The following is a 26,013-nucleotide window of genomic DNA, read 5'->3' as shown; positions in this document are numbered from 1 at the left end:
GCATCTTACACTGTAAGAGCGCCGTGCGAAAGGAGGCCGGCAACGGAAGTCCCTGTCGAGCGTTATGCATTAAAAAACCCTACTTTTTATGTTTTACTGCCTATATGATGTACGCCTTACGCACCATCCCCATTGCTAATGCAGACGCCAGTCTGGCGTTAATGATGGACATAGCGATAAAAAACCAAGCTTGCTATTAAATATGACTTAGTGAAGCTAAATCAGGTTTACAAAACACGACAAACCAATAATTCATTTTAACCAAACGTTAAAACAATAATATAAATACCTGCTTCGAGCTCAACATTACTACTTTTATTATTATCCGTTGGAACCTTTAATGAAAAACAATAATATTGAAAGCATACAGCTATTACGTGGCATTGCAGCATTGATGGTAGTATTTGGCCATAACAGATCTCTTCTAGGCGATATTAACAGCGGTTCGTTTATGGATTACCTTACGTTAAATGCCGCATTTGGCGTAGAGATATTTTTTATCATCAGTGGATTTATTATTGCCTACTCCACCAAAAGATTACTGTCTTACCCGATCGTAGATTTCACCATCAAGCGCTTCTTTAGGGTTTACCCGCTTTATTTTATGGTGTTTTCACTTTTTATCATGGTTATTGGCTATAACAGCTCCTCCGGAACCTGGCTAGGACCAGAATTTTCGCTTACCAATGTGCTGAAGTCCTATCTGCTGCTGCCGTTGGATCCCAACAATATCGCTCCTTATTATGGCTGGGGTACGCTGGTCGTCTCGTGGACTCTGGGCTATGAAGTCTACTTTTACCTCCTCTTCGCCCTGTCCATGGCGTTAAGCAAGAAGTATCGCAGTTACCTGTGCGCTTTGCTGCTGGTCGCCGGTTACCTACTGGGCTGCATGCTGCCTGGTGGCCAATTCACGCTGGATGCGAACAGCTTCACCATCGCTGATATCGGTGCGTGGCGCAACGTCGGCTTTATCTTTAATCCTATCGTATTGGATTTTGTCTTGGGATTGATGCTGGCGGAGCTTTACCAGTCAAAATATAGCCGACTGTTCCACCATAAGCCAACTGCGGTGTTAATGATCCCAATATTTATTATTTGCATATTATTCTGGCTAACCGGTTATCGTGCCGGACAGGGTATAACCCACTCTGCCGTTATCGCCCTGGCGTTAATTGTCGCCTTACTGACGATGGAACACGCACTCAAACTCACGCTCCCATCCGTACTGGTTAACATTGGCGCCTATTCTTATTCTTTATACCTTATTCATGTGCCGGTATTAAAGTTCATTCAAATCCATGGAGATCGGCTACCGGGCCTACCAGCCAATGAAGGTGTCGTCAAATATATTTATTCGATTTCACTCTCCATCAGCTTGTCGATTATCCTGTATTACTTCGTGGAACAGAGGCTGATTAAACTTGCACGGAACATTTGCCGTAGAATAGAAAACAGCTCGCAACCAGGTTAAATCCCTCGCTATCAGGTAATATTGATTAAGCTGATTCTCGGAACTGAGTAATTTTAACCTCGGTTCTTTACGCAAAGAATAACCACGCGGCAAAATAACACCGCGTCGGCCCACTTTACCCCGGCAATTTTGTTACAAATACCGCGCATTGCTAACACCTCAGCGCTGTTGTCATTGGCGAATGCAACATGATAAGTGTCTCTCCCGCTTTAGGAAAAAACCCATATACGCCCCTGCCCCGCCTCCTATAGAAAGGAGGCAGAACTCCGTAACAAATATTAAACAGGGCTCTACATCGGCATGCCCAACGGAGTTCATCAGCATATCTCTGTAAGTTGATTGGAAGGTGCGTAATGATCGATAAAGGGCAGATGCTGAGCCGGCACGATTTTTCAAAGGTCAACTGGGGCATTCTGGCGGCGGCAGCGCTGCTGTTAACCATTGGCGGTACGCTACTGTTGTTACCGCTGCTGAGCAACATGGAAGAAAGCGGCGTGTTGACCCTATTGCAAACCGGCGCAGCGACGATTTTACTCGGCTGTATCCTCCTGGCGCTGCGGCATTTTCTGCGGCCTGCATTCAGCTACCGGCTGTATGAACATGGCGTTCGGGTGGTCAGTAGCCATAACCACAAAGAACGCTTTATCCCGTTTGAAAAAATCACCGATATCTATCGTTTCCGTGGCATACCGTTACTCGGCGGGCTATGCGGTGGATTATGTGAAGCGATGGCCTTTCGCACCGCGGCCGATCAGCCATGGTGCACGGTATTCAGCAATGTATCTCATGCCTGGACGTTGCGAGATACCATCATTAATCAGCAAATTCAGCTACGCGGCACCATGGCACTGAATGCCTTGTATCAGGGGGAGGTTATCGATTTCCGCTACCAGAATTGCAAAGCACGTTGGCTGAATTTGCTGCTACGCGGCGATTTGCAGCGACTGCAAGGCCAAACGCTGCATTTGAGCGCCAAAACCCTGTCAACGCCGCAGGGCAATATCGCCATTGAACAGATACATTCGCAGGTAACCGATGCTGAGCAAGGAAAGATCCATCTGCTCAATGATCAAGGCCAGACGCTGGTGACGTTGTGTTATTTTTCGCTGCTGAGCGCCGATCTCTTCATCGCGCTGCTGGAGCATATGATCGCCAACCGCATCCCCGCCTACCGTAATCCGGCGGTGACGCAGCAAGCGTGCTAGTGAGGAAGCGGGTTGTCGGCCTGCAGGCGCAGTGCCGTTGGCGGCAAGCCGATTTGCAGTACGATCGGCTGATAGGCATCCTGTTCGCCCAGACGCCGCGCCAAGCGGCGCGCCAGCAAGAATGCACCCACGCCGCCAACCAGTGCGCCGATCGCCGCCGCCCCGTCGCTACCCAGCCACAGCTGCAATAAGCCGCCGCCCAGCATCATGCCGATCAATGGAGTGAGATATACCAGCATCGCCGAGCGCAGCAGACTGCCTTCGGCGATACCGACTTCAATGCGCTGTCCCGGTTCCAATGGCTGCTCGATATGCACCCGCAGCTGGTGCTCGGTTTCCGGCACCAGCTCATTCAGCGCCCGCGCGCCGCAGCCCGAACGGGCATGACAACTGCCGCAGCCGGCTTTGGGTTCACAACGCAATAACGCCACACCCTGTTGCCACGATACTACCGTGGCCCATTCTTTCATCATTGTGCTGCTACCTTGAAGGTGATGCTGTCAGCAATACGCTTGGCCGTAGACGGTGGCAATTCACCGACGATGATAATCTCGTGGCCGTTACGCACGATGCTTTGTATGGTACGCCGCCCTTGCCGATAAAACTGTTGGCCGGCGCCAGCGCCACTCGGGCTGACATTAACCGAGAAGCTGAACAGACCGTCGCTGTACAAGCGTGATTCTACCGGTACCGATACGTTTGGCAACTTGCGACGATTGCGCGCCACTTCGTTCACCCCGGCCGGCAGCCAGCCGGTGTTCCAACTCAGATTGACCTTTTCGGTCGCAGGCAGCGACAGCAACGGTGGCAGGTTGACCTTCAGCAGGCCCTGCATAATGTTCTGCACTTCGGCGCCAACCACGAACGAGATGACGCGAAACTGTTCCAGCGTTTCGCCATCACGATCGAGCAAATCGACCCGAAGCGGCAGCTTGGTGTCTACGTCCATCCAGACGATATAGCTGTAACGCGAACCGTCACGCGCCACCACGCGAATCACCTCACACGGGCGATCGGAAATGCGCGTACGGCCAACGGAGATAAAGTCGTAATATTTCGCCAGACGGTCAAAGTCGGCATACACCAGGGCCGGCAACGCGTCGACAATATGGTCGCCGGTTAACGTGAAGGGCTCCAGCCCGGGTTCGAAATAGCTGATGCCGCCGCCGCGCTGTAACACTTCGCGACGCGGGCCGTCCATGTGCAACAGTTGTCCCAGAGGTTGTTGATCGACCACCGCATGACGATAGCGTAGCGATTCAATCCCCTGTTTACTGATGCTGATATAGGCGAGTTCATAATTGAGTGAACGGCTGGCACTGCTCATTTGTTGTAACAACGCCCCGGACGCAGTCTGCGCCGGGGCGATGTTTGAATAGAGCAGGCTACCCGTCAATAGACAAACGGAGAACCAAAGTTGCTTCATTACTGCTGTTGCATTCCTAAAGACTGGGTTCCTGGAACCTGAACCGCCGCTTGCTGCGGGTTAGCGTGTTCAAGTTGTAACTGATCCGAATGCAAACGACGTTGCAGTTCGTAGTCTTGCAACATGGCGTTGATACGTTTGCGCTGTTCCTGCACCTGCTGCTGTTGGCCGCTGCCGGTAGAGAAGCTGTCGGCCGGCACGCCCAGGCTCACCGGTGACGGCTGCCCCATGATTGGCAAGGTGTTGAACACCGGCGCTTCCGCGCTGCCCTGCTCGGTTGCCGCAGGTTGATTGTAATGCTGTACGCCGACGATCACCGCCAGCGACACACAGGCCGCAACGCCCACCTGGGTCAACTGGGTTGCCCATGGACGCACCTTGTGCCAGAACGGCATTTTTTGCCAGGTATGTGGTTGCGGCTGAGATTCAGGCACTGCGGAAGGAACCAGACGTGCAGGTTCTTTCTCCAATGCAGCAGCAACGCGTTCGGCGATGTCGAGATGAATGACTTGTCCGACATCACCACGTAACGTATCACGTATCAGGTGATAGCTCTGCCAGCTTTGCTGAAGCACACGATCTTTGGATAACGAACTGAGCAGTTCGTTGTCGAGTGATTCACCATCCATCAGAGCGGAAAGCTTTTCTTTCTGCATGCCTAAGTACCCTTCCTGTGCCCGCCATCGCTAACGCTGAATCAGCGGTTGAACTTTATTATCGATAGCCTCCCGGGCGCGGAAAATACGCGAACGTACGGTTCCGACCGGGCAATCCATGATGGCCGCTATCTCTTCGTAGCTTAGACCATCCAACTCACGCAGGGTAATCGCCATGCGAAGATCCTCCGGGAGTGACTCAATGGTACGGAAAACTATCTGTCTCAACTCTTCAGACAACATTAAGTTCTCAGGGTTCGAAATTTCTTTTAGTGCGCCTGCACTTTCAAAGTTTTCCGCATCGTTGGCATCCACATCACTAGCCGGTGGACGCCGCCCCTGAGCAACCAGATAATTTTTTGCTGTATTGACAGCGATTCGATATAACCAGGTGTAAAAGGCGCTGTCGCCGCGGAATGATTCCAGCGCGCGATAGGCTTTAATAAACGACTCCTGCACCACATCCGGCACATCGCCCTGCGGCACATAGCGGGAAACGAGACTCGCAACTTTATGCTGGTAACGTACTACCAGTAAGTTAAACGATTTCTGATCGCCCTTTTGGACCCGTTCAACCAGCACCTGATCCGTTAACTGCTCGCTCATCCGAGGTAAATTCTCCCCAAATCTGTCTCCACGCGTGAAATTGTACTGCCAGCCATACGTTATTTTCCTGAGCAAGCACTCGCTTGGAGTTCATATGAAACCCGAAGTTCCATACCGCCATTGTTTTTTCTGTAGATGTCGCCCTATCCGTGGCTTTTGCCCGGACAAGTAGGCTAACATGATTTTCACTCTTCTTCTGCACACATCATACGTTATGCAACCATCATATGAACATGTCAGTGATGTACTGATCGTCGGCAGCGGCGCGGCGGGCCTGTCACTGGCCCTGCGACTGGCGCAGCATTGCAAGGTTACCGTGCTGAGCAAAGGCCCGCTCAACGAAGGCGCCACCTTTTATGCCCAGGGCGGGATCGCCGCGGTATTTGATGAAACAGACAGTATTGCCTCACACGTTGATGACACGCTGATTGCCGGTGCCGGATTGTGTGACAAAGACGCGGTAGAATTTATCGCCGGCAACGCTCGCCACTGCGTACAGTGGCTGATCGACCAGGGCGTGCTGTTCGATACCGAAACCAACGCACAGGGTGAAGAACGTTATCACCTGACGCGCGAAGGCGGCCACAGCCATCGCCGCATCCTGCACGCAGCCGATGCCACCGGTAAGGAAGTAGAGACTACCCTGGTAGGGAAAGCAAGCGCCCACCCGAATATTTGCGTGATGGAGCGCCGCAACGCGGTTGACCTGATCACCTCAAACAAGATTGGCCTGCCGGGTACCCGACGCGTCGTAGGAGCCTATGTCTGGAACCGAGAGCGCGAACAGGTGGAAACCTATCGCGCCAAAACCGTGGTACTGGCTACCGGTGGCGCCGCCAAGGTTTACCAATACACCACCAATCCGGATATCTCCTCCGGCGATGGCATTGCCATGGCCTGGCGTGCGGGCTGCCGGGTAGCGAACCTGGAGTTTAACCAGTTTCATCCCACCTGCCTGTTCCACCCGCAAGCGCGTAATTTTCTGCTGACCGAAGCGCTGCGCGGCGAAGGTGCCTATCTGAAACGCCCGGATGGCAGTCGGTTCATGCCGGACTTCGATCCGCGGGGTGAACTGGCGCCACGCGATATCGTGGCGCGCGCCATCGACCATGAAATGAAGCGCCTCGGCGCCGATTGCATGTATCTGGATATCAGCCATAAACCGGCTGAGTTCATCACCCAGCACTTCCCGATGATCCATGAGAAGTTGCTGACGCTGGGCTTTGATCTGACAAAGCAGCCGATCCCGATCGTTCCTGCCGCCCACTACACCTGTGGCGGCGTAATGGTCGATCAACATGGCCGCACCGATCTAGACGGCCTGTATGCGATTGGCGAAGTCAGCTACACCGGCCTGCATGGCGCCAACCGCATGGCATCGAATTCTTTATTGGAATGTCTGGTTTACGGCTGGTCAGCGGCGGAAGACATCATTACCCGCCTGCCGTTCATTACGCTGGCCAGGCAGCTCCCTCATTGGGATGAAAGCCGCGTCGATGACTCCGACGAACGGGTAGTGATTCAGCACAACTGGCACGAACTGCGGTTGTTCATGTGGGATTATGTCGGCATCGTGCGCACCAGCAAGCGCCTGGAGCGGGCCCTGCGCCGCATCAATACCCTGCAACAGGAAATCGATGAGTATTACGCCAACTTCCGCATCTCCAACAACCTGCTGGAACTGCGCAATCTTGTTCAGGTCGCGGAGCTGATCGTGCGCAGCGCCATGGCGCGCAAGGAAAGCCGTGGCCTGCACTATACGCTGGACTACCCGGATATGCTGCCAGACTCGCGCCCGACGATCCTGCAACCCTGACCTGCGAATCGGGGCACCAGCGGTGTCCCGGTTAATTAATAGAACAGATAAAAATCGGCAATCAGCGCGCGGAATGCCTCGCTGTAGCTGCCGTCGGCCTGCTTGATCGCCAGATCGTTTTCCACACAACGCTGCGGTTCACGCGTCAACGACAGCAGCATTCGGTGGCGCGGCGTCTGTGGCCGATCGCTGACGTTCACTCGCAGCGCCATATGCCAGCCGCGCCGCTGTGCATCGGCGGCGAACGCCTCGCCGATGGCATACGGCAGCACCACGCACAGCTGGCCGTTGTCGCCCAGCAAGCGCTGCGCGCAATCCAGTAGCAGATCGTGCGGCAAGGTTTCGGTATAGCGCGCGGTGTCTCTCGCCCGATCGCGGCAGGCCACTGACGGCTCAAAGTATGGCGGATTGCTGACAATTAGCGCATAGCGCCCGGCGTGACGCTGGGCGAAATCCTCGATATTCTGCGCATAAACCCTGATACGTTGCGACCACGGTGATTGCAGGACGTTTTCCTGCGCCTGCTCTGCGGCAGCCGTATCCAGTTCCACCGCATCAATATGTATCTCAGCCGGCGAGCGCTGCGCCAGCATCAAGGCGATCAAGCCACTGCCGCAGCCGATATCCAGCACCTTGCCGCTCTGCGCCAATGGCGCCCAGGCGCCAAGCAGCACGCCGTCGGTGCCGACTTTCATCGCACAGCGATCGTGACCAACGAAGAATTGCTTGAAGGTAAAACCACCGCGTCGCGGTTTGAAATCGGCGTTTGATTGACTGCTCACATTGACCATCCGGCTAGAAAACTGGCGTAGCATAAGGCAATCTGCTAGTGGGTAAAAGAGATGCTTTCCTTAAAAAGGGTGAACCCGGCGGCCAACCCGTCTATAATCGGCGCCCCAAGTAGAGGTAGACCATGACAGCAACCAATTTTTCCGAACTCGATCTCGATGAACGCCTGATTAACGCCCTGCGCGATAAAGGCTACGACCGCCCAACCGCCATTCAGGCCGCAGCCATTCCGCCGGCCATGGACGGGCGTGACGTATTGGGTTCGGCGCCAACCGGCACCGGTAAGACTGCCGCATTCCTGCTGCCGGTATTACAGCATCTGCTGGATTTCCCACGTAAAAAATCCGGCCCACCGCGCGTACTGATCCTCACCCCAACGCGTGAACTGGCAATGCAGGTCGCCGATCAGGCGCGTGAACTGGCTGCTCATACCTCGTTGGACATCGCCACCATTACCGGCGGCGTGGCGTATATGAACCACGCGGAAGTGTTCAGCGAAAATCAGGACGTGGTGGTCGCCACCACCGGCCGCCTGCTGCAATACATCAAAGAAGAAAACTTCGACTGCCGTGCGGTAGAAACGCTGATCCTCGACGAAGCCGACCGCATGCTGGACATGGGCTTCGCGCAGGATATCGAAACCATTTCGGCCGAAACCCGCTGGCGCAACCAGACGCTGCTGTTTTCCGCCACGCTGGAAGGCGAAGCCATCCGCGAATTTGCCGAGCGCATTTTGAAAGAGCCGGTGGAAGTTGAAGCCGACCCTTCTCGTCGCGAACGCAAAAAGATTTTGCAATGGTACTACCGTGCCGACGACGTTAAGCATAAAACCGCGCTGCTGGTTCATCTGCTGCAACAGCCGGATGTGCAAAAGTCGGTGATCTTCGTGCGCAAGCGCGAACGGGTGCATGAACTGGCGACCTGGCTGCGTGAGGCGGGCATCAACACCTGCTATCTCGAAGGGGAAATGGTGCAGGCCAAGCGCAACGAAGCGGTAAAACGCATGATGGACGGCCGGGTCAACGTGCTGGTTGCCACCGACGTTGCGGCACGTGGTCTGGATATTCTCGATATCACCCACGTGTTCAACTTTGACATGCCGCGTACCGCCGATACCTATCTGCATCGCATTGGGCGTACTGGACGCGCCGGACGCAAGGGCACCGCCATTTCACTGGTGGAAGCGCACGATCATCTGCTGCTGGGCAAGGTCGGCCGTTATCTCAATGAACCGCTGAAAGCGCGGGTGATTGATGAGCTGCGCCCAAGCACCAAGCAGCCAAGCGAAAAGAGCAACGGCAAACCGTCCAAGAAGGTGCTGGCCAAGCGCGCAGAGAGCAAAGAAAAGAACAAAGAAAAAGCCAAAGTGAAGGTGCGTCACCGCGACGCCAAAAACGTTGGCAAACGTCGTCAGGCCAAAGCCAAGCCTGAAGACAGCGGCAAGTAATCAATAACTCGCCGCAATAAAAAACCGCCGTATCAACGGCGGTTTTTTTATGCCTGTGGCAAGCGACGCATCCGTAAACGAATGCCGTCAATGTCAGGGCCAGTTACAGGCTTTCGGTGAAGGTGCGGGTAATAACGTCGCGTTGTTGCTCCGGGGTCAGCGAGTTGAAGCGCACCGCATAGCCAGAAACGCGAATGGTCAATTGCGGGTATTTTTCCGGGTTTTGCACCGCATCCTCCAGCGTTTCACGGCTCAGCACGTTAACATTCAGATGCTGGCCGCCCTCTACCCGCACGGTAGGTTGCAGTTCCATCGGGATTTCGCGGTATTCGATCTGCCCCAGTTCGGTTACCGGGACGATTTGATCTTCCGCATAATCGGCTTTGGCGCAAACGCAACGCGCTTCTGACTTTTCGTCATCCAACAGCCAGAAAGAGTTAACCAGCGCCTGATTGCTGGCTTTGGTGATTTGAATACCGGTGATCATGTTGTTGCCTCCGTACAAGGGCGATAAATTATTTTGATTAAAACCCAAACCGGGTTTCACCCAATGGGTAGAACCCCGTTGCCATATCATTCTGTATACCAGTCCGACGACGGCAATTCTTTGATTAAAATCAATTTCCACCGGACACCTCGCATCGTAAAGGCGGCAAATTTTTGTTTTATATCAATATTCTTCCGTTGGCCCAACGCAATAAGTTTTGTAAATTTTCAAAAAAAATTGAAAGTCACCGCGACAATGCCGTGACCAGGGCAAGAAAGAGCGGTTTCACTCGCGGGGCGTAAACGGTAAGCTATAGCCAATTAATTGCTAACAAAAACAAAGGAGAGCGTTAATGACCACCTCCCTCACCTGGCATGACGTCATCGGAAAAGAAAAAGAGCAACCCTATTTTGTTGAAACACTCGCCTTTGTTGCCGCAGAGCGCCAGGCTGGCAAGACCATCTACCCGCCGCAAAAAGACGTTTTCAATGCGTTTCGCTTTACCGAACTGGCGGATGTCAAAGTCGTCATCCTCGGTCAGGATCCTTATCATGGGCCGAATCAGGCGCATGGTCTGGCGTTTTCGGTGCGCCCCGGCGTCGCGGTGCCGCCTTCACTGGTCAACATCTATAAAGAGTTGACCAGCGACATTGCCGGTTTTGAGCGTCCGAGTCACGGCTGCCTGCAAAGCTGGGCGGAACAAGGCGTACTGCTGCTCAATACCGTGCTCACCGTCGAGGCCGGTCAGGCGCACTCCCACGCCAGGCTCGGTTGGGAAACCTTCACCGATAAAGTGATCGCCGCGCTGAACGAAAATCGCCAAGGCGTCATCTTTTTACTGTGGGGATCGCACGCGCAGAAGAAAGGTAATTTTATCGATCGCCAGCGTCACCACGTCCTGAAAGCCCCGCACCCGTCGCCGCTTTCCGCTCACCGCGGTTTCCTTGGCTGCCAGCATTTCTCGCAGACCAATCAATTGCTGGAACAGCAAGGGCTGGCACCGATCGATTGGACGCCGCAGTTGCCCAACGAGGTAGAACCGGCATAATCCAGACGCAAAAAAGGCACCCTAAGGTGCCTTTTGTTTTCAGAAACCGTCAGGCTTTGGCTTTTGATACCGCCACCATCGCCGGGCGCAGCAAACGGCCGTTCAGCGTGTAGCCTTTCTGCATCACCATCATTACGTGGTTTGGCTGGTGTTGATCTGATTCCATCAGGCTCATCGCCTGGTGCACGTCCGGGTTGAACGGCACGTTGACATCGCCAACGATTTCGATGCCGTACTTGCGTACCGCGTCCTGCAGCGATTTCAGCGTCAGTTCGATGCCTTCGATCATTGCAGCCAGTTCCGGGTTATTGCGATCGGCCAGTTCCAGCGCGCGCTCCAGGTTATCGATCACCGGCAACAGATCGGCGGAAAACTTCTCCAACGCGAACTTGTGCGCTTTTTCGATATCCAGTTCGGTGCGGCGACGAACGTTTTCCATCTCGGCCTTGGCGCGCAGCAGGCTATCGCGCTCGCGTTGCTGAGCTTCTGCCAGTTGAGCTTCCAGCTCGGCAATGCGTTGATCACGCAGATCGACACCTTCCGCTGCTTCCGGCTGCTGTTCTTCGTGCTGAACGTTTTCCATTTCTTCCGAGACTTGCTCGTTTGGCGTCTTGTGTTCTTTACTACTCATGAATATCTCCGCGTTTTAGCATTAATCTCGCAACTTGGCTTATTATGGGGATCAAAATCGGGGTTTCAAGTCAACCGGTCACAATGTGGGGCATAATCTGGCTCCGGTGAGGAAAATCACAACAATGAATAAAAAATTCGCATGTATTGGCATTGTTGGCCACCCGCGTCACCCCTCGGCGCTGGCCACTCACGAGATGCTGTTTCACTGGTTGGTCGCTCGTGGTTACTCGGTGCTGATCGAACAGCAGATCGCCAAGGATTTGGGCCTAAAAGACGCGGTGACCGGCAGCCTGGCGGAGATTGGCCAGCAGGCCGATCTGGCGGTGGTGGTGGGCGGCGACGGCAATATGCTCGGCGCGGCGCGCGTGCTGGCGCGTTACGACATCAAGGTGATTGGCGTCAACCGCGGCAATCTGGGCTTTTTGACCGATCTGGATCCCGACAACGCGCTGCAACAGTTGGCTGACGTGCTGGAAGGCGAATACATCGACGAAAAGCGTTTTCTGCTGGAAACCATCGTTCATCGCCAACACCAGCAATGCCGCATCAGCACGGCGATCAACGAGGTGGTACTGCACCCCGGCAAAGTCGCACACATGATTGAATTTGAAGTGTATATCGACGATAGCTTTGCCTTTTCGCAGCGTTCCGACGGCCTGATCATCGCGACGCCGACCGGCTCGACGGCCTATTCGCTGTCTGCCGGCGGCCCAATCCTGACGCCCTCGCTGGAAGCGATCGCCCTGGTGCCGATGTTCCCGCACACCCTGTCTGCCCGCCCGTTGGTGATCAATGGCGACAGTACCATTCGGCTGAAGTTTTCCCATATCAGCAGCGATCTGGAAATCAGCTGCGACAGCCAGATAGCGCTGCCGATTCAGGAAGGCGAAGAAGTACTGATACGCCGCAGTGATTATCACCTGAATCTTATTCACCCAAAGGACTACAGCTATTTCAATACGTTAAGCACAAAGCTCGGGTGGTCAAAAAAATTGTTCTAAAATTTACGCCAGCCACTTTACTGTATATAAAACCAGTTTATACTGTATGAAACTACAGTCATGTGTTTATGCACAGGAAGGTTCTCATGCTGGCGCAATTAACCATCAACAATTTTGCTATCGTTCGTGAGTTGGAAATCGACTTTCAACCGGGTATGACGGCGATTACCGGTGAAACCGGTGCCGGTAAGTCAATTGCCATTGATGCACTGGGCCTGTGCCTCGGCAGCCGCGCCGACGGCAATGCCGTGCGGCAGGGAGCCTCCCGCGCCGATCTGTGTGCCCGCTTCTCGCTGGCAGATACCCCTTCCGCCCGTGAATGGCTAGAACAAAACCATCTGGACAATAACGACGAATGCCTGCTGCGGCGGGTTATCGGTACCGACGGCCGTTCGCGCGGCTTTATCAACGGCATCTCGGTGCCCCTGTCGCAACTGCGCGAACTCGGCCAGCGTCTCATCCAGATCCATGGCCAGCATGCGCATCAACTGTTGCTAAAACCTGAACACCAAAAATCCCTGCTTGATGCCTACGTCGGCGAACCCACGCTGCTGCTGGCCATGCGTCATGCTTATCAGCAATGGCACCAAAGCTGCCGTGAGCTGGCGCATCATCAACAACAGTCCATCGAACGTGACGCGCGCCGGCAACTGCTGCAATACCAATTGAAAGAGCTCAACGAGTTCGCACCGCAGAGCGGCGAATTCGAGCAGATCGACGCAGAATACAAACGTCTGGCGAACAGCGGCCAACTCTTGACCCTCAGCCAGCACGCGCTGCAATTGCTGGCCGATGATGACGAGCACAACATGCTCAGCCAGTTGTACAGTTCCAAGCAGCTGCTGGTGGAGCTGATCGGCATGGACGACAGGCTTTCCAGCCTGCTCGACATGCTGGAAGAGGCGTCGATCCAGATCAGCGAGGCCAGCGACGAACTGCGTCATTACGCCGAGCGGATGGATCTCGATCCCAATCGGCTGCACGAGCTGGAACAACGCATTTCGCGGCAAATCAGTCTGGCGCGCAAGCACCATGTCGCGCCGGAGGAACTGCCGTTGCTGCATCAGCAACTGCTGGATGAACAGCAGCAACTTTCGCAACAGGAAAGCGATCAACAGCATCTGAGCGAGGCCGTTTCGCTGCATCACCAGCACGCGCTGGCGTTGGCGCAACAGCTGCATCAAAAGCGTCAGCAGTATGCCGACGAACTGACTCACCTGATTACCGAAAGCATGCATGCACTGTCGATGCCGCACGGCCAGTTTTGCATCGACGTACACTTTGAACCGGAACACCTGGGCGTCGAAGGCGCCAGCCGCGTTGAGTTCCGTGTGTCCACTAACCCGGGGCAACCGATGCAGGCGCTGGCCAAAGTTGCTTCCGGCGGCGAGCTTTCTCGCATCGCCCTGGCAATTCAGGTGATTACCGCGCGCAAAATGGAAACCCCGGCGCTGATTTTCGATGAAGTGGATGTCGGTATCAGCGGCCCAACGGCGGCCATCGTCGGGCGTTTGCTGCGTCAACTGGGCGAATCCACCCAGGTTATGTGCGTGACCCACCTGCCGCAGGTGGCCGGTTGTGGTCATCAGCACTTCTTTGTCAGCAAGCAAACCGACGGCACGGAAACCGAAACGCAGATGTCGCCGCTGGACAAACGCGCCCGTCTGCAAGAGTTGGCGCGACTGCTTGGCGGCAGCGAAGTAACAAAAAATACGTTGGCCAACGCCAAGGAGCTGCTCGCGGCATAAAAAAGCCCAACTTTTTTGCATTCCTGCGGTCTGACTTTAGCGCTGCAACCCGGACGATTTCAATGCAACAACGTGAAAGATGAAGGAGTAACCGGTAGATTTCCGGTTTCCAACTGCTGCAAGGTCTATTATCATCGGCATCCTATGCCCTAAAGGAATGTGATTACTATGCGCTGTAAAATGCTGACTGCTGCCGCTGTGGCTCTTGTGATGCTGACCGCAGGCTGTTCTACTTTTGAAAAAGTGGTTTACCGCCCCGACATCAATCAGGGCAATTACCTGACGGCAACGGACGTGGCAAAAATCCACAAGGGTATGACCCAGCAGCAAGTCGCTTACACTCTCGGAACCCCGATGCTGCAAGATCCTTTCGGAACCCAGACCTGGTTCTACGTGTTCCGCCAGCAGCCTGGCCATGAAAAGATCACGCAGCAAACGCTGACGCTGACCTTTGACAGCGCAGGCGTACTGACCGATATCCAGAACAAGCCGGCGTTGACCAAATAATCAGCACGGCCCTTTTCCGGCCCATGCGAGAAGCTCCATCCCTTGCATGACAGTGGCAGGCTGCAACTCGGAACAGCGGTTAATGGGGTTTTGGTAAGAAATAAGGCGCCTGGAGCGCCTTATTTTTTTGCTTTCTCTGCCCGTTGCCGGCGCAGTTCTTTGGGATCGGCAATCAAAGGCCGGTAGATTTCAACCCGGTCGCCATCGTTAAGCACATCGGCCAATTTTGCCGGCCGGCTGTAAATTCCCAGCTTGTTGCTGTGCAAATCGATATCTTTACGTAATTCCAACAGGCCGGACGCCACAATGGCCTGCTCAACGCTGCTGCCGGCGTCTAACGTAACCTGTCGCAGATACTGCCGTTCCGGTAGTGCATACACCACCTCTACGCGTATCTCAGACACTGTAGACCTCTTTTGCACGCTGCGTGAAGGCCTGAACCATGCTGCCGGCCAGCTCTTTGAATACCTTGCCGAACGCCAGCTCAATCAGTTTATTGGTAAATTCGAAGTCCAGGTGCAATTCAACCTTGCAGGCCTCCGGGCTCAGCGGCGTAAACTGCCAGCCCCCCATCAGTTTGCGGAACGGGCCATCAACCAGCTGCATATTAATGCTGTGGTTATCCTGCAGCGTGTTGCGCGTGGTAAACGTCTTGCTGATCCCCGCCTTGGCAACGTCAACCGCCGCGGTCATCTGGTTTGCGGAAGCATCAAGCACCCGACTACCGGTACAACCAGGCAAGAAATCGGGATAAGAATGAACATCGTTAACCAACTGGTACATCTGCTGGGCGCTAAAGGGCACCAAGGCAGAACGACTAATCTGGGGCATATCATTTCCTGTGAAACATAAAACGTACAGATAATAACATTTATCTGGCTTCAGACAAAAAATCTGCTACGCCCTACCACTGGCAAAAATGAGAAAATTTGCTCAGGCATTGAACGCTAAAGGATTTCTTTCGCTGGCGCATCCAGTATAATGAACGCACTATGACAAAGAAAAAAGCATACAAACCCGGCTCAGCCACCATTGCGCAAAACAAGCGTGCCCGCTTTGAATACTTCATCGAAGACGAATTCGAGGCTGGCCTGTCCCTGCAAGGGTGGGAAGTTAAATCACTGCGCGCAGGCAAGGCCAACATCAGCGACAGTTACATTACCTTTCGCGACGGTGAAGCCTATCTGTTTGGCGCCACCATTACGCCACTGAACGTGGCGTCGTCGCATGTGGTATGCGATCCAACCCGCTCGCGTAAGCTGCTGCTGAACAAGCGTGAACTGGATTCACTGCTCGGGCGCGTCAACCGCGAGGGCTACACCGTTGTCGCCCTGTCAATGTATTGGAAAAATGCCTGGGTCAAGCTGAAGATTGGCGTGGCCAAGGGTAAGAAAGAACACGATAAGCGCGATAACATCAAGGATCGTGAATGGCAAACGGCGAAAGCCCGTATCATGAAGCACGCAAACCGTTAAGCCACTGGCGTTACGGCGCAGACTTCTGATATAATGCCGATTAGTTACTTGGGGCTGATTCTGGATTCGACGGGATTTGCGAAGCCCTAGGAGCATGCCGAGGGGCGGTTGGCCTCGTAAAAAGCCGCAAAAAAATAGTCGCAAACGACGAAAACTACGCTTTAGCAGCTTAATACCCTGCTCAGAGCCCTCTCTCCCTAGCCTCCGCTCTTAGGACGGGGATCAAGAGAGGTCAAACCTAAAAGAGATCGCGTGGATGCCTTGCCTGGGGCTGAAGCGTTAAACCCAATCAGGATAGTTTGTTAGTGGCGTGTCCATCCGCAGCTGACCGGCGAATGTAAAGATTGGACTAAGCATGTAGTGCCGACGGTGTAGTAATTTCGGACGGGGGTTCAAATCCCCCCAGCTCCACCAAACAGGCCACCAGTGATACCAGATAGACCCGGTGGCAATAACGAAAAAGCCCGCATCCCTATGGTTTGCGGGCTTTTTTGTGTCTGTAGCACCTCAAGAATAGTCAGTAAAATCAGCTGGTTATTAGCACTTCCTTAGGTATGCGTTAAAATGTATGCCATAAACGTATACCAATTATGGAAGAACCCTTACATGGCGCGGACTGCACGCCTCATCACAGATACCGCAGTACAAAAAGCCAAAGCAATCGAGAAAGACCTCACCCTGCATGACGGTGACGACCTGTTCCTGTTAGTCAAAACCACCGGCAAGAAATTGTGGCGCTTCCGCTACCTCCGCCCCGGCAGCAGTTCACGGACTATGGTTAGCCTCGGTGCCTACCCGGCCCTGTCACTTGCCGACGCCCGGCAAATACGTGCCGAAAAGCTCGCGATACTGGCGAGAGGCATTGACCCGCAGGCTAAAGAGGCTGCAGAAGCGGAACAGCAGCAGATAGCGCAAGAAAGCATTTTCCTGAATGTGGCCAAGCAATGGTTCGCGTTGAAGCAGGTCAACTGCATAGTGTGAAGGTAACCGTTCACCCAATAACACGTTGAAAATAAATAATAAATATTCGTTAGTGTATAGGGTGATCAGTTTTCCTATAAATTTTTTTTGTGGGCAAAGGTAAAGCAATCACCTTGCTGATTGAATCCCTTAATATGCTTGGTTATCGTACAACTATGCTAATGAAAAGGAATTCCTATGGATACAGTTGAAGAGCTAGGTGGAACTTACTTCTACAACGGCCTATGAACTATTGCTCACCATCTTTGTGCAGAAAACGCTTGAGCAATTAGGTCAACAAGATACTTTTGCCGCAACGGCTATCCTCTTGGGCCGCCGAGACTTGTTAACACGAACCAAACCTAGTGGAGCGATCTCGGGAACATCCAGAGCCAGCAAAATGGCGAGAAATGTGTTCAAGAATAGTCAATTCCCGTTCGGCATAAAAATGCCCAATGTTATCGGTAGCCCACTAAACCTTAAAACGTTCAAGATCAGGATGGTCGCGAATATTGGCACTTTTGCCGGAAGGACAATCCCTGTCATCGGGTGGGTGATACTGGCCAGCGATGTTTCAATCATCACAATCCGGACCATGACAACCTACAACAAAATTGCTCGTGCAGAGGACAGGTTATGACCATAGACAAAGTGCAACAGGCTGTATTTTCTTTGGTCAAAAAACATGATGGTTGGTCGATCATTCCATTCTTCAAGAAGAAATGGACTGTCAAAACGGATATAGACACCGATTTACATTTCGAGCGTGAAGAAGCAGAGGAGCTAATGAGAGACTTCTTTAATCAATTCAATGTAAACAGCAAGGGTTTCAGCATAGATACCTACTATCCCGATAGTGAAAAGCTGACTCAGGTTCCCGATTTCACTCTGGAGATGCTTATTAACTCCGCCAAGGCCGGGCGATGGTTGTATTAAGTCCCTGCCCAGAACGCCGGCGACGCGGCGGCCCTGTAAGGCATGGCACAATGTGTCGGTTATCTGATGGCCGCCATGGGCCCCCTGCTGCTGGGTAAAGTGCATGATTGGTCCGGCGGCTGAGCTATGCCGCTGCTGGTGACTGCGGCGGTCGCGGTGGCCGGCGCCGGTACCGGCATGGCTGCAGGACGAAACGCACATCTGGAACCCGCATCCTCATGGAGTTGAATCTTGGCCTCTGTCTTCAGGAGACAGGTCGTCCTCCTGATGTTTTCCAGGCTGGAGGATGGCGACTGTGTGGCCCCGCTTTCTTCCCTGTGTTTGTTCAAACACGCTTACATTTATCCCCTTCTGAGCGCAGAGGGGATGCTCTTCGTATTTACTGGCCGGGGCTGGCGTTGTGGATCAGCCCGGCTACCCAGTCAGCAAAGACGCGCACGGCGGGAGAAAGAAAACGCTGATGCGGATAAAGCAAATTCACCGGTATTGACGGTGGCTGCCAGTCAGCCAGAACCTCGATTAACTTCCCCGCCTGCAGATACTCTGAGACCACGCTCTCGGCAAGCTGCACCAGTCCGAAACCATCAAGACACATTTTGATGTAGAGGCCCGTTTCATTAACGGCGGTCCCCCCATTCATAGGTACGGACCGTGTTTCAGCGCCGCGGGCAAAGCGCATTTCGTTCGCACGTTTGGCTTGACCGGAAAAATAGTGGATCGCCCGATGCCGGGACAATTCTTCAGGCGATTGCGGAATGCCGTATTCCCTGAGATAGTCCGGCGATGCACAGGTGACCCAGCGAAACCGGCCTAGCGGGCGGGCGACCAGCGTTGAGTTATTGAGCTCTCCAACCCTGATCACACAGTCCACGCCCTCCTGAATCAGATCGACCTGACGATCGTTTACCCCGACCATCAGGTAGATATCCGGATAACGTCGGAAAAAGTCTTTCAGGTTTGGCATGACAATGAAATGGGCGATTCCACCGGGCATATCTACCCGCAAGCGCCCCTGCGGCCGCTTTACCGAATCCGTCAGACTGGCTTCCGCATGGTCGATCAAGAAGAGTATTTCCCGACACTGCGCGAGATACTGTAACCCTTCAGGGGTGAGGCTCACCCGCCGCGTTGTCCTGTTAAGCAGACGCACCTGCAGGTATTTCTCCAAGCCTTTTATGGTGCTGGTTACCGTCGACGGAGGCAGTGACAGCGTTTCCGCCGCGCGCACGAAGCTTCCGGCTTCGGCCACCCGCGTAAAGATCTGCATAGCCTGAATACGATCCACATTCCTTCTCCCCAGTGCCGATAAATCTGCCCATAGTTAACATCATTATTCGTGAATTATGAATAATGAAAACGCGTTAAGCATCTTTTTCATATTAATAGAGTGACGTATCTTTTCCCTGTTGATGAGAAAAGAGACACTTTAAATGACCGATTACATTAGAAATATTGTTAATAATCAGACTGAAAACCCACCGGTAACGTTGATCCGTGGCGCAACCATACTGAGCATGGATGATAATGTGGGTAATATTGAGCGCGGTGATATTCTTATCACCGGATCAACCATTACCGCCGTGGGTCAGAACCTGGACGCGCAAAGTGCCCACGAGATAGATGCCACGAACATGATTGCCATGCCGGGGATGGTGGATTCTCACCGTCACGCATGGGAAGGACAGTTGCGCCGCATCAACCCTAATGCCACCTGTCTAGACGACTACAGCAACGCCACGCATTTCTCTTTCGCCAAATACTATCGCCCCGGCGATATTTATATCGGTAACCTGCTGACTGCCCTGGGAGCTATTGACGCGGGCATAACTACAATCATTGATAATTCCCATAACAGTCGTACCGCTGCGCATTCGGACGCCGCCGTAGAGGCCTTGCTTGACTCGGGCATTCGTGCCATCCATGCCTCCGGAGCGCCGGTATCAGGTGACTGGGACAGAGCGCACTGGCCGGGTAACTGGCAGCGTCTACAGGAAAAGTATTTCACGAACAATTCTGAAAGCCTTGTTTCTCTTGGTGGCATGGCTCAGTTGGAGCCAGAGTTGTGGGCCGAAGCTCGCAGGCTGGGACTGCCAATCGTCACTGAATTCTTTGGCGCTGAGATGGCGTCAGAGCTTGAATCGCTGCATCAACAGGGCCTTCTTGGCACAGACAATATTTTCAATCACTGCACAGCGCTGCCTGACGAGGGATGGAAGATCCTGCGGGAAGCGGGTGTGCGAGTGAACGTCTGCCCGCGCTCCGATGCGCACTATGGCATCGAAGACGGTATGTTTGCTATTGAAGCTGCGCAACGTCATGGCATCAACCCCGGTCTGAGCGTTGACAATGAAACGTCCTACAGTACCGACATGTTTATGGAAATGCGCGTGGCATTTTACCTACAGCGGGTGATGGGCATGCATAAGCAGCACTGCTGTGATTCAGAGCATTCGCTGACAACACTCCCGGCAGCGCAACTTCTTAAAGCGGCGACCGTCGATGGCGCTGCCTGCGCAGGACTGCAGGACAAGATTGGCAGCCTGACGCCGGGCAAACAGGCTGACCTGATCCTGATTAACGCCGGCGACATCAACCTCTATCCGTCCGGCAATGCCTTTGGCACGGTGGTACATGCTACAGAACGCAGTAACATTGATACCGTCATGATTGGCGGGCGCATCGTCAAGCAGAACGGAAAAGTCCAGGGCGTGGACAGCGCGCGTCTTCGCGCCGCGATTGATGAATCGCGTGAACATCTGTTTGCCGCCGCCGGGCATGCGCCTGACATTTTTGCGGAAACCTTCCTGCCGCTGAAGCCGGCGCACTGACAGGGACAACACGCATGGGCATGACCTATTACGTAATCGCTTTTGCCGCAGGTCTCGGGATTACCCTGCAGACGACGTTGAACAGCCAACTGGCTCAAGGACTCGGAGGCGATTCGGTCACCGCCGCACTGTTCTCCTTCGCGGCCGGGGCATTTAGCCTTGGGGTTTATTCGCTGCTGCGCGGGGGATTATTCACCTCGCTGACGACCATTCCGTCTCAGCCTTTGTGGAGTCTGACTGGCGGTCTGATCGGTGCCTGCGCATTGTTCAGTTATGTCGTGCTCGCGCCGAAAATCGGTTTTTCAGCCCTACTCGGGCTGGCAATTGTCGGACAGTTGATCTCGTCTCAGATGATCGACCATTTTGGTCTGCTGGGCGCCATACGACGACCGGTTTCGTTGCTCAAGCTGGGGGGAATGCTGGTCATGCTGACCGGTCTTGTCATCATGTTGTTCGGCGATCGGCTGTCTGAGCGTTTTCTGCACTGACAGAGTGCAAGACTGGCCTCTATGATCTGAATCCCCAGATTTTTACCGCTGTGACGGCATCAGCAGGGACTGGCGGAACACGAATAGACGATGGGCGTTGCGATCGCTCGGGAAATTTTGTCTTTAGCACCATGGATGAAGGTTATCCGCTGAAAGTCGTCGGTAAATTTCACAGACTTATTAACATGGCTACGCTAACGATTGAGACGCCTCCTCAGCCCGAAGTCGCTATCCCGAACAGCGTCTGGTTCAGGCCGGATGGCGGCACGATGTATTACTGCGACGTATTCAGACTCCCCCACCCAATCCCCCCAGTTCCAGACAGACCCGGTGGCAATAACGAAAAAGCCCGCATTCCTATGGTTTGCAGGCTTTTTTGTGCCTAACGCCTGGCATTACTCACTCCGACGCCTCCAGCAACGCCGGTGCGACCGCCGCTGCCAGCATGCCGCCATGGCCCTGCTGTGGCCATGCGTGATAATTCACCCGTAGCCCGTTGAGCGTCGACAGCCGCTGCGCCAGTTGCTGTGTCCCCTCGGACGGCGAGGCGTTGCCTGCCCCGGGAGGTGCATCTCCGCTCGCCCTTTGCTGCTGACGCCGGGTACCCTCCCATAATGCCAATTGCGCCCGTAGCGCCGGCCGCTGTTGCATAAAGGCCTGCGCCTCTTTGAGGATAAAACCGTTTCCCCACCACAGCGACGGCTCCACGGCGATATAGCGCTGGAACGCCTGCGGTTGATTGAACAGCGTGTGCAACACAAAAACGCCGCCATACGAATGGCCCCACAGCGTCTGTCGCTGGGGATCGACCGCCACCTGCGCAGCTACCGCCGGTTTTATTTTCTGTTCAATCAATTGCAGGAACTCATCGGCTCCGCCGTTGGGCCAATGCGGCATCGGCACAGGCTTTTGCTGCGCTTCCTGCGGGGGTTTCGGCGTGTAATCGTACGCCCGGCTCGGCGCGTCAATCCGCAAGTCATTGTCATAACCCAGCATTACCAACAGCGGTGGATGCGCCCCGGCCGCCAGGCGGGATAGCAGCTTGGTATTTAACTCCATTAATACCGCGTTGCCATCCAGAAAATACACCACCGGATACCCTTGCGCCGGCGGCGCCTGGTTCGGCTGGGCGATACGAATGCGATAGTGGCGCTTGCCGTCTGCCGAGTCCAGGCGCAGGTCGCTAAAGCGGTAATCACGCGCGCCGGTATCCGCCACGGTCACGCCTATCTTGCGCTGCAGATCGGGCTTGGCCATGGCCATTGCCGGTAATAGCGTCCCCAACAGCAAGCTGGTTACCACCCACTTAAAACGACAACAAAACAACGGCATAAGATTTCCTGATCGGTACGATTCATTCGGGGGGAGCCCCGACAACAATGCTAATGAGACGTAATATCAGTTAGCTATGCCCTCGTCAATGCGAAAAAGACCTTGCAGAATCCAGGTTATTTCCGCAGCGTCTCCAGCATATCCTTTTCAAAATTGCCGTTTGAGCGACATTCGGCCGGTTTAATCTTGTCGTTACCATCTGCAGCGGTTAACCGTGCCGTTCCACTGGCCTGCGCGCTGACTCGGCTGCCCTCCCCAGCGCTGTACGCCTGTACCACCAGCCGATATTGTCGCTGCAGCGGCTGCGATTGTCCTAACGCAGAGCAATCAAGATAGCTCTGCGCCAGCGCCGGGGAGTCGCCAATCGTGGCAATGATGCCGCTCTGCTCATTGCTGACCACCGGCGTGATCCCTTTACTGGCAAACCATGCTTCCGCCTTGCTGAACAGTTCGTCCGGCCGCCGGTTGCCAATCAGCGTTGTCGCGTCAACGGGCGCCACCGCCGGAGAGGCACTCGCATCAGACTGCGGCACGTTGCCGCTTTTGGTCGGGCCATACACGCAGACGCAGCCGCTTAACCCCAACGCGGCAAACAGTATGATTTTTTTCATTCGTTCACCGGTAATAAAGCGAGGCGCAGGCCGTTAATGACAGCACCAGGCACAATAATAAAAAATGACGCATCCTTGCTCCTTAGCGATAATACGCAGCGACGCAGCCAGATAATGTCAAGCAGCCCGCCAGCAATAGATAAATATAAAGTCGCATCCCGTTCTCCCGTGATGTATTGGTACGTAATCCGTTAACGCCCGAATAAGGTAACGTGCCAGCGGAATAACAAACCAGCCAAAGCCGACCTGTCAGCGCTGGCACAACCTAATCAGAACGCTACCCTGCCGGCATGATTGAGAACCAGGATGCCAACGCGTATTCTCTGGCAGCTGCCGCAGCATGCGGCACGGTAAAAAAGGAGTCTCTATGTCACAAAATATCTATGATAATCAGCGCTTCTTTGACGGCTACGCCCAACTTGAGCGTTCGGTCAACGGCCTCGACGGCGCGCCGGAATGGCCAACCATTCGCCGTATTCTGCCGGACCTGCACGGCAAGCAGGTGGTCGATCTTGGCTGCGGCTATGGCTGGTTCTGCCGTAGCGCGCGCGAGCAGGGTGCCGCCAGCGTGCTGGGGCTCGATCTGTCGCAGAAAATGTTGAATAAAGCGCGGAAAATGACCAACGATGCGGCGATTGACTATCGCCAACAGGATCTGGAGGCGCTGCAACTGCCGGCGGAGCGTTTTGATCTGGCCTACAGCTCGCTAACGCTGCATTACATCGTCAACCTGCAGAAACTGTTCGCCACGGTATTTCAGTCGCTGGTACCGGGCGGGCAGTTTATCTTCACCGCCGAACACCCGATTTATAGCGCCCCCAGGCAGCAGGGCTGGCTGGTCGCCGAAGATGGGCAACAATCGTGGCCGGTCAATAGCTATCAGCAGGAGGGCGAGCGTATTTCCAACTGGCTGGCGGAAGGGGTGATCAAGCAACATCGCATGTTGGGCAGCTACGTCAATATGTTGATACAGCAAGGATTTACTATCACCTATCTGAATGAATGGGGGCCTTCAGCACGGCAAATCCACGACAACCCGGCGCTGGATGAAGAAAAGGAGCGCCCGATGATATTTATTCTTGCCGCGCAGAAACCCGCTCAGTAATGCTCGCCATAAACTAAACACCATTAACACATCCATTATTGGGGAGGTCGCCTCCCCCAGTATTCGGCCGCCTTGGCAAGTTTATGCGCGAATATCCTGATAAGCCGGCGTGGTGTCAAACTCATGTTTGGCAAATGGGCACAGCGGAATAATCTTGCGCCCTTGCTGGCGCATTTTTTCCACTACCCGAGCCACCAGCACTTTCCCTACGCCCTGACCCTTTAGCGTTTCGTCTACCCAGGTATGATCGATAATGGTTAATCTGTCACCGCTAGGCACAAAAGAAATCTCGGCAATAGCGTTACCCTGCTGGTCATTAATAAAGAAACGGGTGTCGTCTTGTAATATTTCCAGGTCCATATTTTCATCTCACGGTTTAAAGGATGCTGCCGGCTGAGTGCGTTTACCCAGTGCTGAATTGGTTTAAGTATAGCCAACAAACCCTCGGCCCCGTCAGCGGCGTAAAAACGTGCGCAATCCCCTGCTGTGCCTAGAAAAACCGGCCAACTGGTCTACGCTTTAATCAGCAGTGCAACAATAATTTTCAGCAGTGGCTAAGGAGTTCAACATGGGTGATAGCTCAAAAGACGGCGTTATTCTGCTCTCCAGAATATTGCTGATGATCCTGTTCATTATTTTTGGCTGGATGAAACTGACCAATTTTGGCGGCACGGTCACGTCAATGGAAGGCTACGGCACGCCAATGCCGTATTTTGCCGCGATTATTGCCGTGGTGGTTGAATTTATTTTCGGCATCGCGTTAATCGTCGGCATTTTCACGCGACCTATCGCGGTTATTTTTGCTCTGTATGTTTTGGGTACGGCGTTTATCGGCCACCCGTTCTGGAATATGACCGGTGCGGAGATGATGGGCAATGAAATAAACTTCTTTAAAAATATCAGCATCATTGGCGGCCTGCTGCTGTTGGCGGTTACCGGTGCCGGGCATTATTCCCTGGATCATAAACTGTTCGATAAATAATTAGCCACGGCCAATAGCCAAGCACGCTATTGGCCGATTTAATCCACCTCAACGACGACGCGCTTTACCATGAAGATAAATAAACTGGACCACCTGGTGTTAACCGTGGCAGACATTGAACGCAGCTGCCGCTTTTACCAACAGGTATTGGGATTCGATATCATCACTTTCGCCGACGAGCGCAAGGCGCTGGCCTTCGGTCAGCAAAAGATCAATCTGCATCAGGCTGGCAACGAGTTCGAACCAAAGGCCTATCGCCCGACGCCCGGTTCGGCGGATCTGTGCTTTATCGCCGCCACCCCGCTGGCGCTGGTCATGGAGGAGCTGGACGATCTGGGGGTGATTATTGAAGAAGGTCCGATAGAACGCACCGGCGCCAACGGGCCGATCGTCTCGATCTACCTGCGCGATCCGGACAACAACCTGATCGAAATAGCCAATCCGCTGCCGGCCTGA

At 54.0% G+C, this 26,013-nt stretch carries 28 protein-coding genes, 1 other RNA gene and 3 pseudogenes; 19 read left to right on the top strand and 13 right to left on the bottom strand.

The genetic code is table 11. The annotated features are described in order from the left end of the window. The first annotated feature begins 340 nt into the window (after positions 1–340). Positions 341–1,471, top strand: coding sequence for an acyltransferase family protein (locus AC2AXP_RS17255; RefSeq protein ID WP_484381832.1), 1,131 nt, complete (start codon positions 341–343; stop codon positions 1,469–1,471). A gap of 353 nt (positions 1,472–1,824) precedes the next feature. After that, positions 1,825–2,676: a hypothetical protein gene (locus tag AC2AXP_RS17250; protein ID WP_004959539.1), complete on the top strand. Its 852-nt coding sequence runs from the start codon at positions 1,825–1,827 to the stop codon at positions 2,674–2,676. On the opposite strand, the gene rseC is transcribed toward AC2AXP_RS17250, so the two are convergent. From rseC to rpoE, 4 genes are read right to left on the bottom strand one after another with little or no spacing between them, the layout of a single operon-like run. After that, entirely contained in the window at positions 2,673–3,149 is a 477-nt protein-coding gene (gene rseC / locus AC2AXP_RS17245; RefSeq protein WP_004959536.1) for a SoxR-reducing system protein RseC, read from the bottom strand. The two genes, AC2AXP_RS17250 and rseC, sit on opposite strands and share 4 nt — an antisense overlap. Then, positions 3,146–4,102 (bottom strand): sigma-E factor regulatory protein RseB, encoded by a 957-nt coding sequence (gene rseB / locus AC2AXP_RS17240; RefSeq protein ID WP_004959534.1) that lies wholly within the window; start codon positions 4,100–4,102, stop codon positions 3,146–3,148. Before rseB ends, rseC begins: the two co-directional genes overlap by 4 nt. After that, a complete protein-coding gene (gene rseA / locus AC2AXP_RS17235) occupies positions 4,102–4,758 on the bottom strand; it encodes an anti-sigma-E factor RseA (protein ID WP_004959530.1) in 657 nt (218 codons plus the stop codon). The genes rseB and rseA overlap by 1 nt, the downstream gene beginning before the upstream one ends. A 30-nt stretch (positions 4,759–4,788) precedes the next feature. Continuing rightward, positions 4,789–5,364, bottom strand: coding sequence for an RNA polymerase sigma factor RpoE (gene rpoE / locus AC2AXP_RS17230; RefSeq protein ID WP_004959528.1), 576 nt, complete (start codon positions 5,362–5,364; stop codon positions 4,789–4,791). A gap of 214 nt (positions 5,365–5,578) precedes the next feature. On the opposite strand from rpoE, the gene nadB reads away from it, so the two are divergent. Continuing rightward, positions 5,579–7,180 (top strand): L-aspartate oxidase, encoded by a 1,602-nt coding sequence (gene nadB / locus AC2AXP_RS17225; protein ID WP_182646437.1) that lies wholly within the window; start codon positions 5,579–5,581, stop codon positions 7,178–7,180. A gap of 35 nt (positions 7,181–7,215) precedes the next feature. Here nadB and trmN read toward each other — a convergent pair whose 3' ends face one another. Continuing rightward, entirely contained in the window at positions 7,216–7,971 is a 756-nt protein-coding gene (gene trmN, locus AC2AXP_RS17220) for a tRNA(1)(Val) (adenine(37)-N(6))-methyltransferase TrmN (protein WP_004959522.1), read from the bottom strand. A 122-nt stretch (positions 7,972–8,093) separates the two neighbouring features. Here trmN and srmB point away from each other — a divergent pair, with 122 nt between their 5' ends. After that, positions 8,094–9,416, top strand: a complete 1,323-nt coding sequence (gene srmB / locus AC2AXP_RS17215; RefSeq protein ID WP_004959519.1) for an ATP-dependent RNA helicase SrmB — start codon at positions 8,094–8,096, stop codon at positions 9,414–9,416. Between the two features lie 103 nt (positions 9,417–9,519). Here the strand turns inward: srmB and grcA are convergent, their stop codons facing one another. Beyond that, the gene (grcA, locus tag AC2AXP_RS17210) at positions 9,520–9,903 is read right to left on the bottom strand and encodes an autonomous glycyl radical cofactor GrcA (RefSeq protein WP_039991834.1); all 384 of its coding nucleotides are present in this window, start codon (positions 9,901–9,903) and stop codon (positions 9,520–9,522) included. 352 nt (positions 9,904–10,255) lie between these two features. Between grcA and ung the strand changes: the two genes are divergently transcribed. Further along, positions 10,256–10,951, top strand: coding sequence for a uracil-DNA glycosylase (ung, locus tag AC2AXP_RS17205; protein ID WP_004959514.1), 696 nt, complete (start codon positions 10,256–10,258; stop codon positions 10,949–10,951). Positions 10,952–11,000: 49 nt separating this feature from the next. Here the strand turns inward: ung and grpE are convergent, their stop codons facing one another. After that, entirely contained in the window at positions 11,001–11,582 is a 582-nt protein-coding gene (gene grpE / locus AC2AXP_RS17200) for a nucleotide exchange factor GrpE (protein WP_004959510.1), read from the bottom strand. 124 nt (positions 11,583–11,706) lie between these two features. Between grpE and nadK the strand changes: the two genes are divergently transcribed. From nadK to bamE, 3 genes are all read left to right on the top strand, one after another. After that, a complete protein-coding gene (nadK, locus tag AC2AXP_RS17195) occupies positions 11,707–12,585 on the top strand; it encodes an NAD(+) kinase (RefSeq protein ID WP_088499764.1) in 879 nt (292 codons plus the stop codon). Positions 12,586–12,671: 86 nt separating this feature from the next. Then, on the top strand, positions 12,672–14,333 hold the full coding sequence (gene recN, locus AC2AXP_RS17190) for a DNA repair protein RecN (protein ID WP_039991832.1): 1,662 nt from the start codon (positions 12,672–12,674) through the stop codon (positions 14,331–14,333). A gap of 168 nt (positions 14,334–14,501) precedes the next feature. Further along, positions 14,502–14,840: an outer membrane protein assembly factor BamE gene (bamE, locus tag AC2AXP_RS17185; protein ID WP_039991831.1), complete on the top strand. Its 339-nt coding sequence runs from the start codon at positions 14,502–14,504 to the stop codon at positions 14,838–14,840. Between the two features lie 119 nt (positions 14,841–14,959). On the opposite strand, the gene AC2AXP_RS17180 is transcribed toward bamE, so the two are convergent. Both AC2AXP_RS17180 and AC2AXP_RS17175 read right to left on the bottom strand, forming a co-directional pair. Next, positions 14,960–15,244 carry an RnfH family protein gene (locus AC2AXP_RS17180; RefSeq protein ID WP_004959500.1) on the bottom strand — a complete coding sequence of 95 codons (285 nt, stop codon included), beginning with the start codon at positions 15,242–15,244 and terminating at the stop codon, positions 14,960–14,962. Then, positions 15,237–15,671, bottom strand: a complete 435-nt coding sequence (locus AC2AXP_RS17175; RefSeq protein WP_004959498.1) for a type II toxin-antitoxin system RatA family toxin — start codon at positions 15,669–15,671, stop codon at positions 15,237–15,239. Before AC2AXP_RS17175 ends, AC2AXP_RS17180 begins: the two co-directional genes overlap by 8 nt. A 161-nt stretch (positions 15,672–15,832) precedes the next feature. Between AC2AXP_RS17175 and smpB the strand changes: the two genes are divergently transcribed. The 5 genes and pseudogenes from smpB (at position 15,833) to AC2AXP_RS17150 (ending at position 18,211) form a co-directional block, all read left to right on the top strand. Then, positions 15,833–16,315, top strand: coding sequence for an SsrA-binding protein SmpB (gene smpB, locus AC2AXP_RS17170; RefSeq protein ID WP_004959495.1), 483 nt, complete (start codon positions 15,833–15,835; stop codon positions 16,313–16,315). Between the two features lie 50 nt (positions 16,316–16,365). Continuing rightward, positions 16,366–16,729, top strand: a transfer-messenger RNA (tmRNA) gene (gene ssrA / locus AC2AXP_RS17165). Positions 16,730–16,921: 192 nt separating this feature from the next. Continuing rightward, positions 16,922–17,278, top strand: a pseudogene (locus tag AC2AXP_RS17160) (integrase arm-type DNA-binding domain-containing protein); the annotation flags it as partial. 195 nt (positions 17,279–17,473) lie between these two features. Continuing rightward, positions 17,474–17,915, top strand: a pseudogene (locus AC2AXP_RS17155) (STM2901 family protein). Continuing rightward, positions 17,912–18,211, top strand: a complete 300-nt coding sequence (locus tag AC2AXP_RS17150) for a DUF1493 family protein (protein ID WP_413515215.1) — start codon at positions 17,912–17,914, stop codon at positions 18,209–18,211. The pseudogene AC2AXP_RS17155 and the gene AC2AXP_RS17150 overlap by 4 nt, the downstream one beginning before the upstream one ends. A gap of 379 nt (positions 18,212–18,590) precedes the next feature. Here AC2AXP_RS17150 and AC2AXP_RS17145 read toward each other — a convergent pair whose 3' ends face one another. Continuing rightward, complete coding sequence (locus AC2AXP_RS17145; RefSeq protein WP_198773964.1) at positions 18,591–19,496, bottom strand: LysR family transcriptional regulator; 906 nt, start codon at positions 19,494–19,496, stop codon at positions 18,591–18,593. 145 nt (positions 19,497–19,641) lie between these two features. On the opposite strand from AC2AXP_RS17145, the gene AC2AXP_RS17140 reads away from it, so the two are divergent. From AC2AXP_RS17140 to AC2AXP_RS17130, 3 genes and pseudogenes are all read left to right on the top strand, one after another. Then, positions 19,642–21,039, top strand: a complete 1,398-nt coding sequence (locus tag AC2AXP_RS17140) for an amidohydrolase family protein (RefSeq protein WP_273870115.1) — start codon at positions 19,642–19,644, stop codon at positions 21,037–21,039. A gap of 14 nt (positions 21,040–21,053) precedes the next feature. After that, positions 21,054–21,527: a DMT family transporter gene (locus AC2AXP_RS17135; RefSeq protein WP_371902358.1), complete on the top strand. Its 474-nt coding sequence runs from the start codon at positions 21,054–21,056 to the stop codon at positions 21,525–21,527. Positions 21,528–21,547: 20 nt separating this feature from the next. After that, a pseudogene (locus AC2AXP_RS17130) lies at positions 21,548–21,811 on the top strand (SMP-30/gluconolactonase/LRE family protein); the annotation flags it as partial. 115 nt (positions 21,812–21,926) lie between these two features. On the opposite strand, the gene AC2AXP_RS17125 reads toward AC2AXP_RS17130, so the two are convergent. Then, positions 21,927–22,859: an alpha/beta hydrolase gene (locus AC2AXP_RS17125; protein WP_484381831.1), complete on the bottom strand. Its 933-nt coding sequence runs from the start codon at positions 22,857–22,859 to the stop codon at positions 21,927–21,929. A 116-nt stretch (positions 22,860–22,975) separates the two neighbouring features. Further along, positions 22,976–23,470: a hypothetical protein gene (locus tag AC2AXP_RS17120; RefSeq protein ID WP_371902356.1), complete on the bottom strand. Its 495-nt coding sequence runs from the start codon at positions 23,468–23,470 to the stop codon at positions 22,976–22,978. Between the two features lie 367 nt (positions 23,471–23,837). On the opposite strand from AC2AXP_RS17120, the gene AC2AXP_RS17115 reads away from it, so the two are divergent. Then, complete coding sequence (locus AC2AXP_RS17115; protein ID WP_198773959.1) at positions 23,838–24,575, top strand: class I SAM-dependent methyltransferase; 738 nt, start codon at positions 23,838–23,840, stop codon at positions 24,573–24,575. Between the two features lie 81 nt (positions 24,576–24,656). Here the strand turns inward: AC2AXP_RS17115 and AC2AXP_RS17110 are convergent, their stop codons facing one another. After that, positions 24,657–24,929: a GNAT family N-acetyltransferase gene (locus tag AC2AXP_RS17110; RefSeq protein WP_039992603.1), complete on the bottom strand. Its 273-nt coding sequence runs from the start codon at positions 24,927–24,929 to the stop codon at positions 24,657–24,659. 214 nt (positions 24,930–25,143) lie between these two features. Between AC2AXP_RS17110 and AC2AXP_RS17105 the strand changes: the two genes are divergently transcribed. Together AC2AXP_RS17105 and AC2AXP_RS17100 are read left to right on the top strand one after the other, a co-directional pair. Beyond that, positions 25,144–25,557, top strand: coding sequence for a DoxX family protein (locus AC2AXP_RS17105; protein WP_484381830.1), 414 nt, complete (start codon positions 25,144–25,146; stop codon positions 25,555–25,557). 69 nt (positions 25,558–25,626) lie between these two features. Beyond that, positions 25,627–26,013 (top strand): VOC family protein, encoded by a 387-nt coding sequence (locus tag AC2AXP_RS17100; protein WP_004959445.1) that lies wholly within the window; start codon positions 25,627–25,629, stop codon positions 26,011–26,013.

It is taken from the genome of Serratia sp. Sp408 (genome assembly GCF_057180665.1).
The sequence above is the reverse complement of the archived record's forward strand: the minus strand, read 5'-3'. Positions and strand labels throughout refer to the sequence as shown.

Bases quoted from the DNA above. Each gene is read 5' to 3' on its own strand.
- AC2AXP_RS17255 (WP_484381832.1), top strand. From the start codon at position 341: ATGAAAAACAATAATATTGAAAGCATACAGCTATTACGTGGCATTGCA.
- AC2AXP_RS17250 (WP_004959539.1), top strand. From the start codon at position 1,825: ATGATCGATAAAGGGCAGATGCTGAGCCGGCACGATTTTTCAAAGGTC.
- rseC (WP_004959536.1), bottom strand. From the start codon at position 3,149: ATGATGAAAGAATGGGCCACGGTAGTATCGTGGCAACAGGGTGTGGCG.
- rseB (WP_004959534.1), bottom strand. From the start codon at position 4,102: ATGAAGCAACTTTGGTTCTCCGTTTGTCTATTGACGGGTAGCCTGCTC.
- rseA (WP_004959530.1), bottom strand. From the start codon at position 4,758: ATGCAGAAAGAAAAGCTTTCCGCTCTGATGGATGGTGAATCACTCGAC.
- rpoE (WP_004959528.1), bottom strand. From the start codon at position 5,364: ATGAGCGAGCAGTTAACGGATCAGGTGCTGGTTGAACGGGTCCAAAAG.
- nadB (WP_182646437.1), top strand. From the start codon at position 5,579: ATGCAACCATCATATGAACATGTCAGTGATGTACTGATCGTCGGCAGC.
- trmN (WP_004959522.1), bottom strand. From the start codon at position 7,971: ATGGTCAATGTGAGCAGTCAATCAAACGCCGATTTCAAACCGCGACGC.
- srmB (WP_004959519.1), top strand. From the start codon at position 8,094: ATGACAGCAACCAATTTTTCCGAACTCGATCTCGATGAACGCCTGATT.
- grcA (WP_039991834.1), bottom strand. From the start codon at position 9,903: ATGATCACCGGTATTCAAATCACCAAAGCCAGCAATCAGGCGCTGGTT.
- ung (WP_004959514.1), top strand. From the start codon at position 10,256: ATGACCACCTCCCTCACCTGGCATGACGTCATCGGAAAAGAAAAAGAG.
- grpE (WP_004959510.1), bottom strand. From the start codon at position 11,582: ATGAGTAGTAAAGAACACAAGACGCCAAACGAGCAAGTCTCGGAAGAA.
- nadK (WP_088499764.1), top strand. From the start codon at position 11,707: ATGAATAAAAAATTCGCATGTATTGGCATTGTTGGCCACCCGCGTCAC.
- recN (WP_039991832.1), top strand. From the start codon at position 12,672: ATGCTGGCGCAATTAACCATCAACAATTTTGCTATCGTTCGTGAGTTG.
- bamE (WP_039991831.1), top strand. From the start codon at position 14,502: ATGCGCTGTAAAATGCTGACTGCTGCCGCTGTGGCTCTTGTGATGCTG.
- AC2AXP_RS17175 (WP_004959498.1), bottom strand. From the start codon at position 15,671: ATGCCCCAGATTAGTCGTTCTGCCTTGGTGCCCTTTAGCGCCCAGCAG.
- smpB (WP_004959495.1), top strand. From the start codon at position 15,833: ATGACAAAGAAAAAAGCATACAAACCCGGCTCAGCCACCATTGCGCAA.
- AC2AXP_RS17150 (WP_413515215.1), top strand. From the start codon at position 17,912: ATGACCATAGACAAAGTGCAACAGGCTGTATTTTCTTTGGTCAAAAAA.
- AC2AXP_RS17140 (WP_273870115.1), top strand. From the start codon at position 19,642: ATGACCGATTACATTAGAAATATTGTTAATAATCAGACTGAAAACCCA.
- AC2AXP_RS17135 (WP_371902358.1), top strand. From the start codon at position 21,054: ATGGGCATGACCTATTACGTAATCGCTTTTGCCGCAGGTCTCGGGATT.
- AC2AXP_RS17125 (WP_484381831.1), bottom strand. From the start codon at position 22,859: ATGCCGTTGTTTTGTTGTCGTTTTAAGTGGGTGGTAACCAGCTTGCTG.
- AC2AXP_RS17120 (WP_371902356.1), bottom strand. From the start codon at position 23,470: ATGAAAAAAATCATACTGTTTGCCGCGTTGGGGTTAAGCGGCTGCGTC.
- AC2AXP_RS17115 (WP_198773959.1), top strand. From the start codon at position 23,838: ATGTCACAAAATATCTATGATAATCAGCGCTTCTTTGACGGCTACGCC.
- AC2AXP_RS17105 (WP_484381830.1), top strand. From the start codon at position 25,144: ATGGGTGATAGCTCAAAAGACGGCGTTATTCTGCTCTCCAGAATATTG.
- AC2AXP_RS17100 (WP_004959445.1), top strand. From the start codon at position 25,627: ATGAAGATAAATAAACTGGACCACCTGGTGTTAACCGTGGCAGACATT.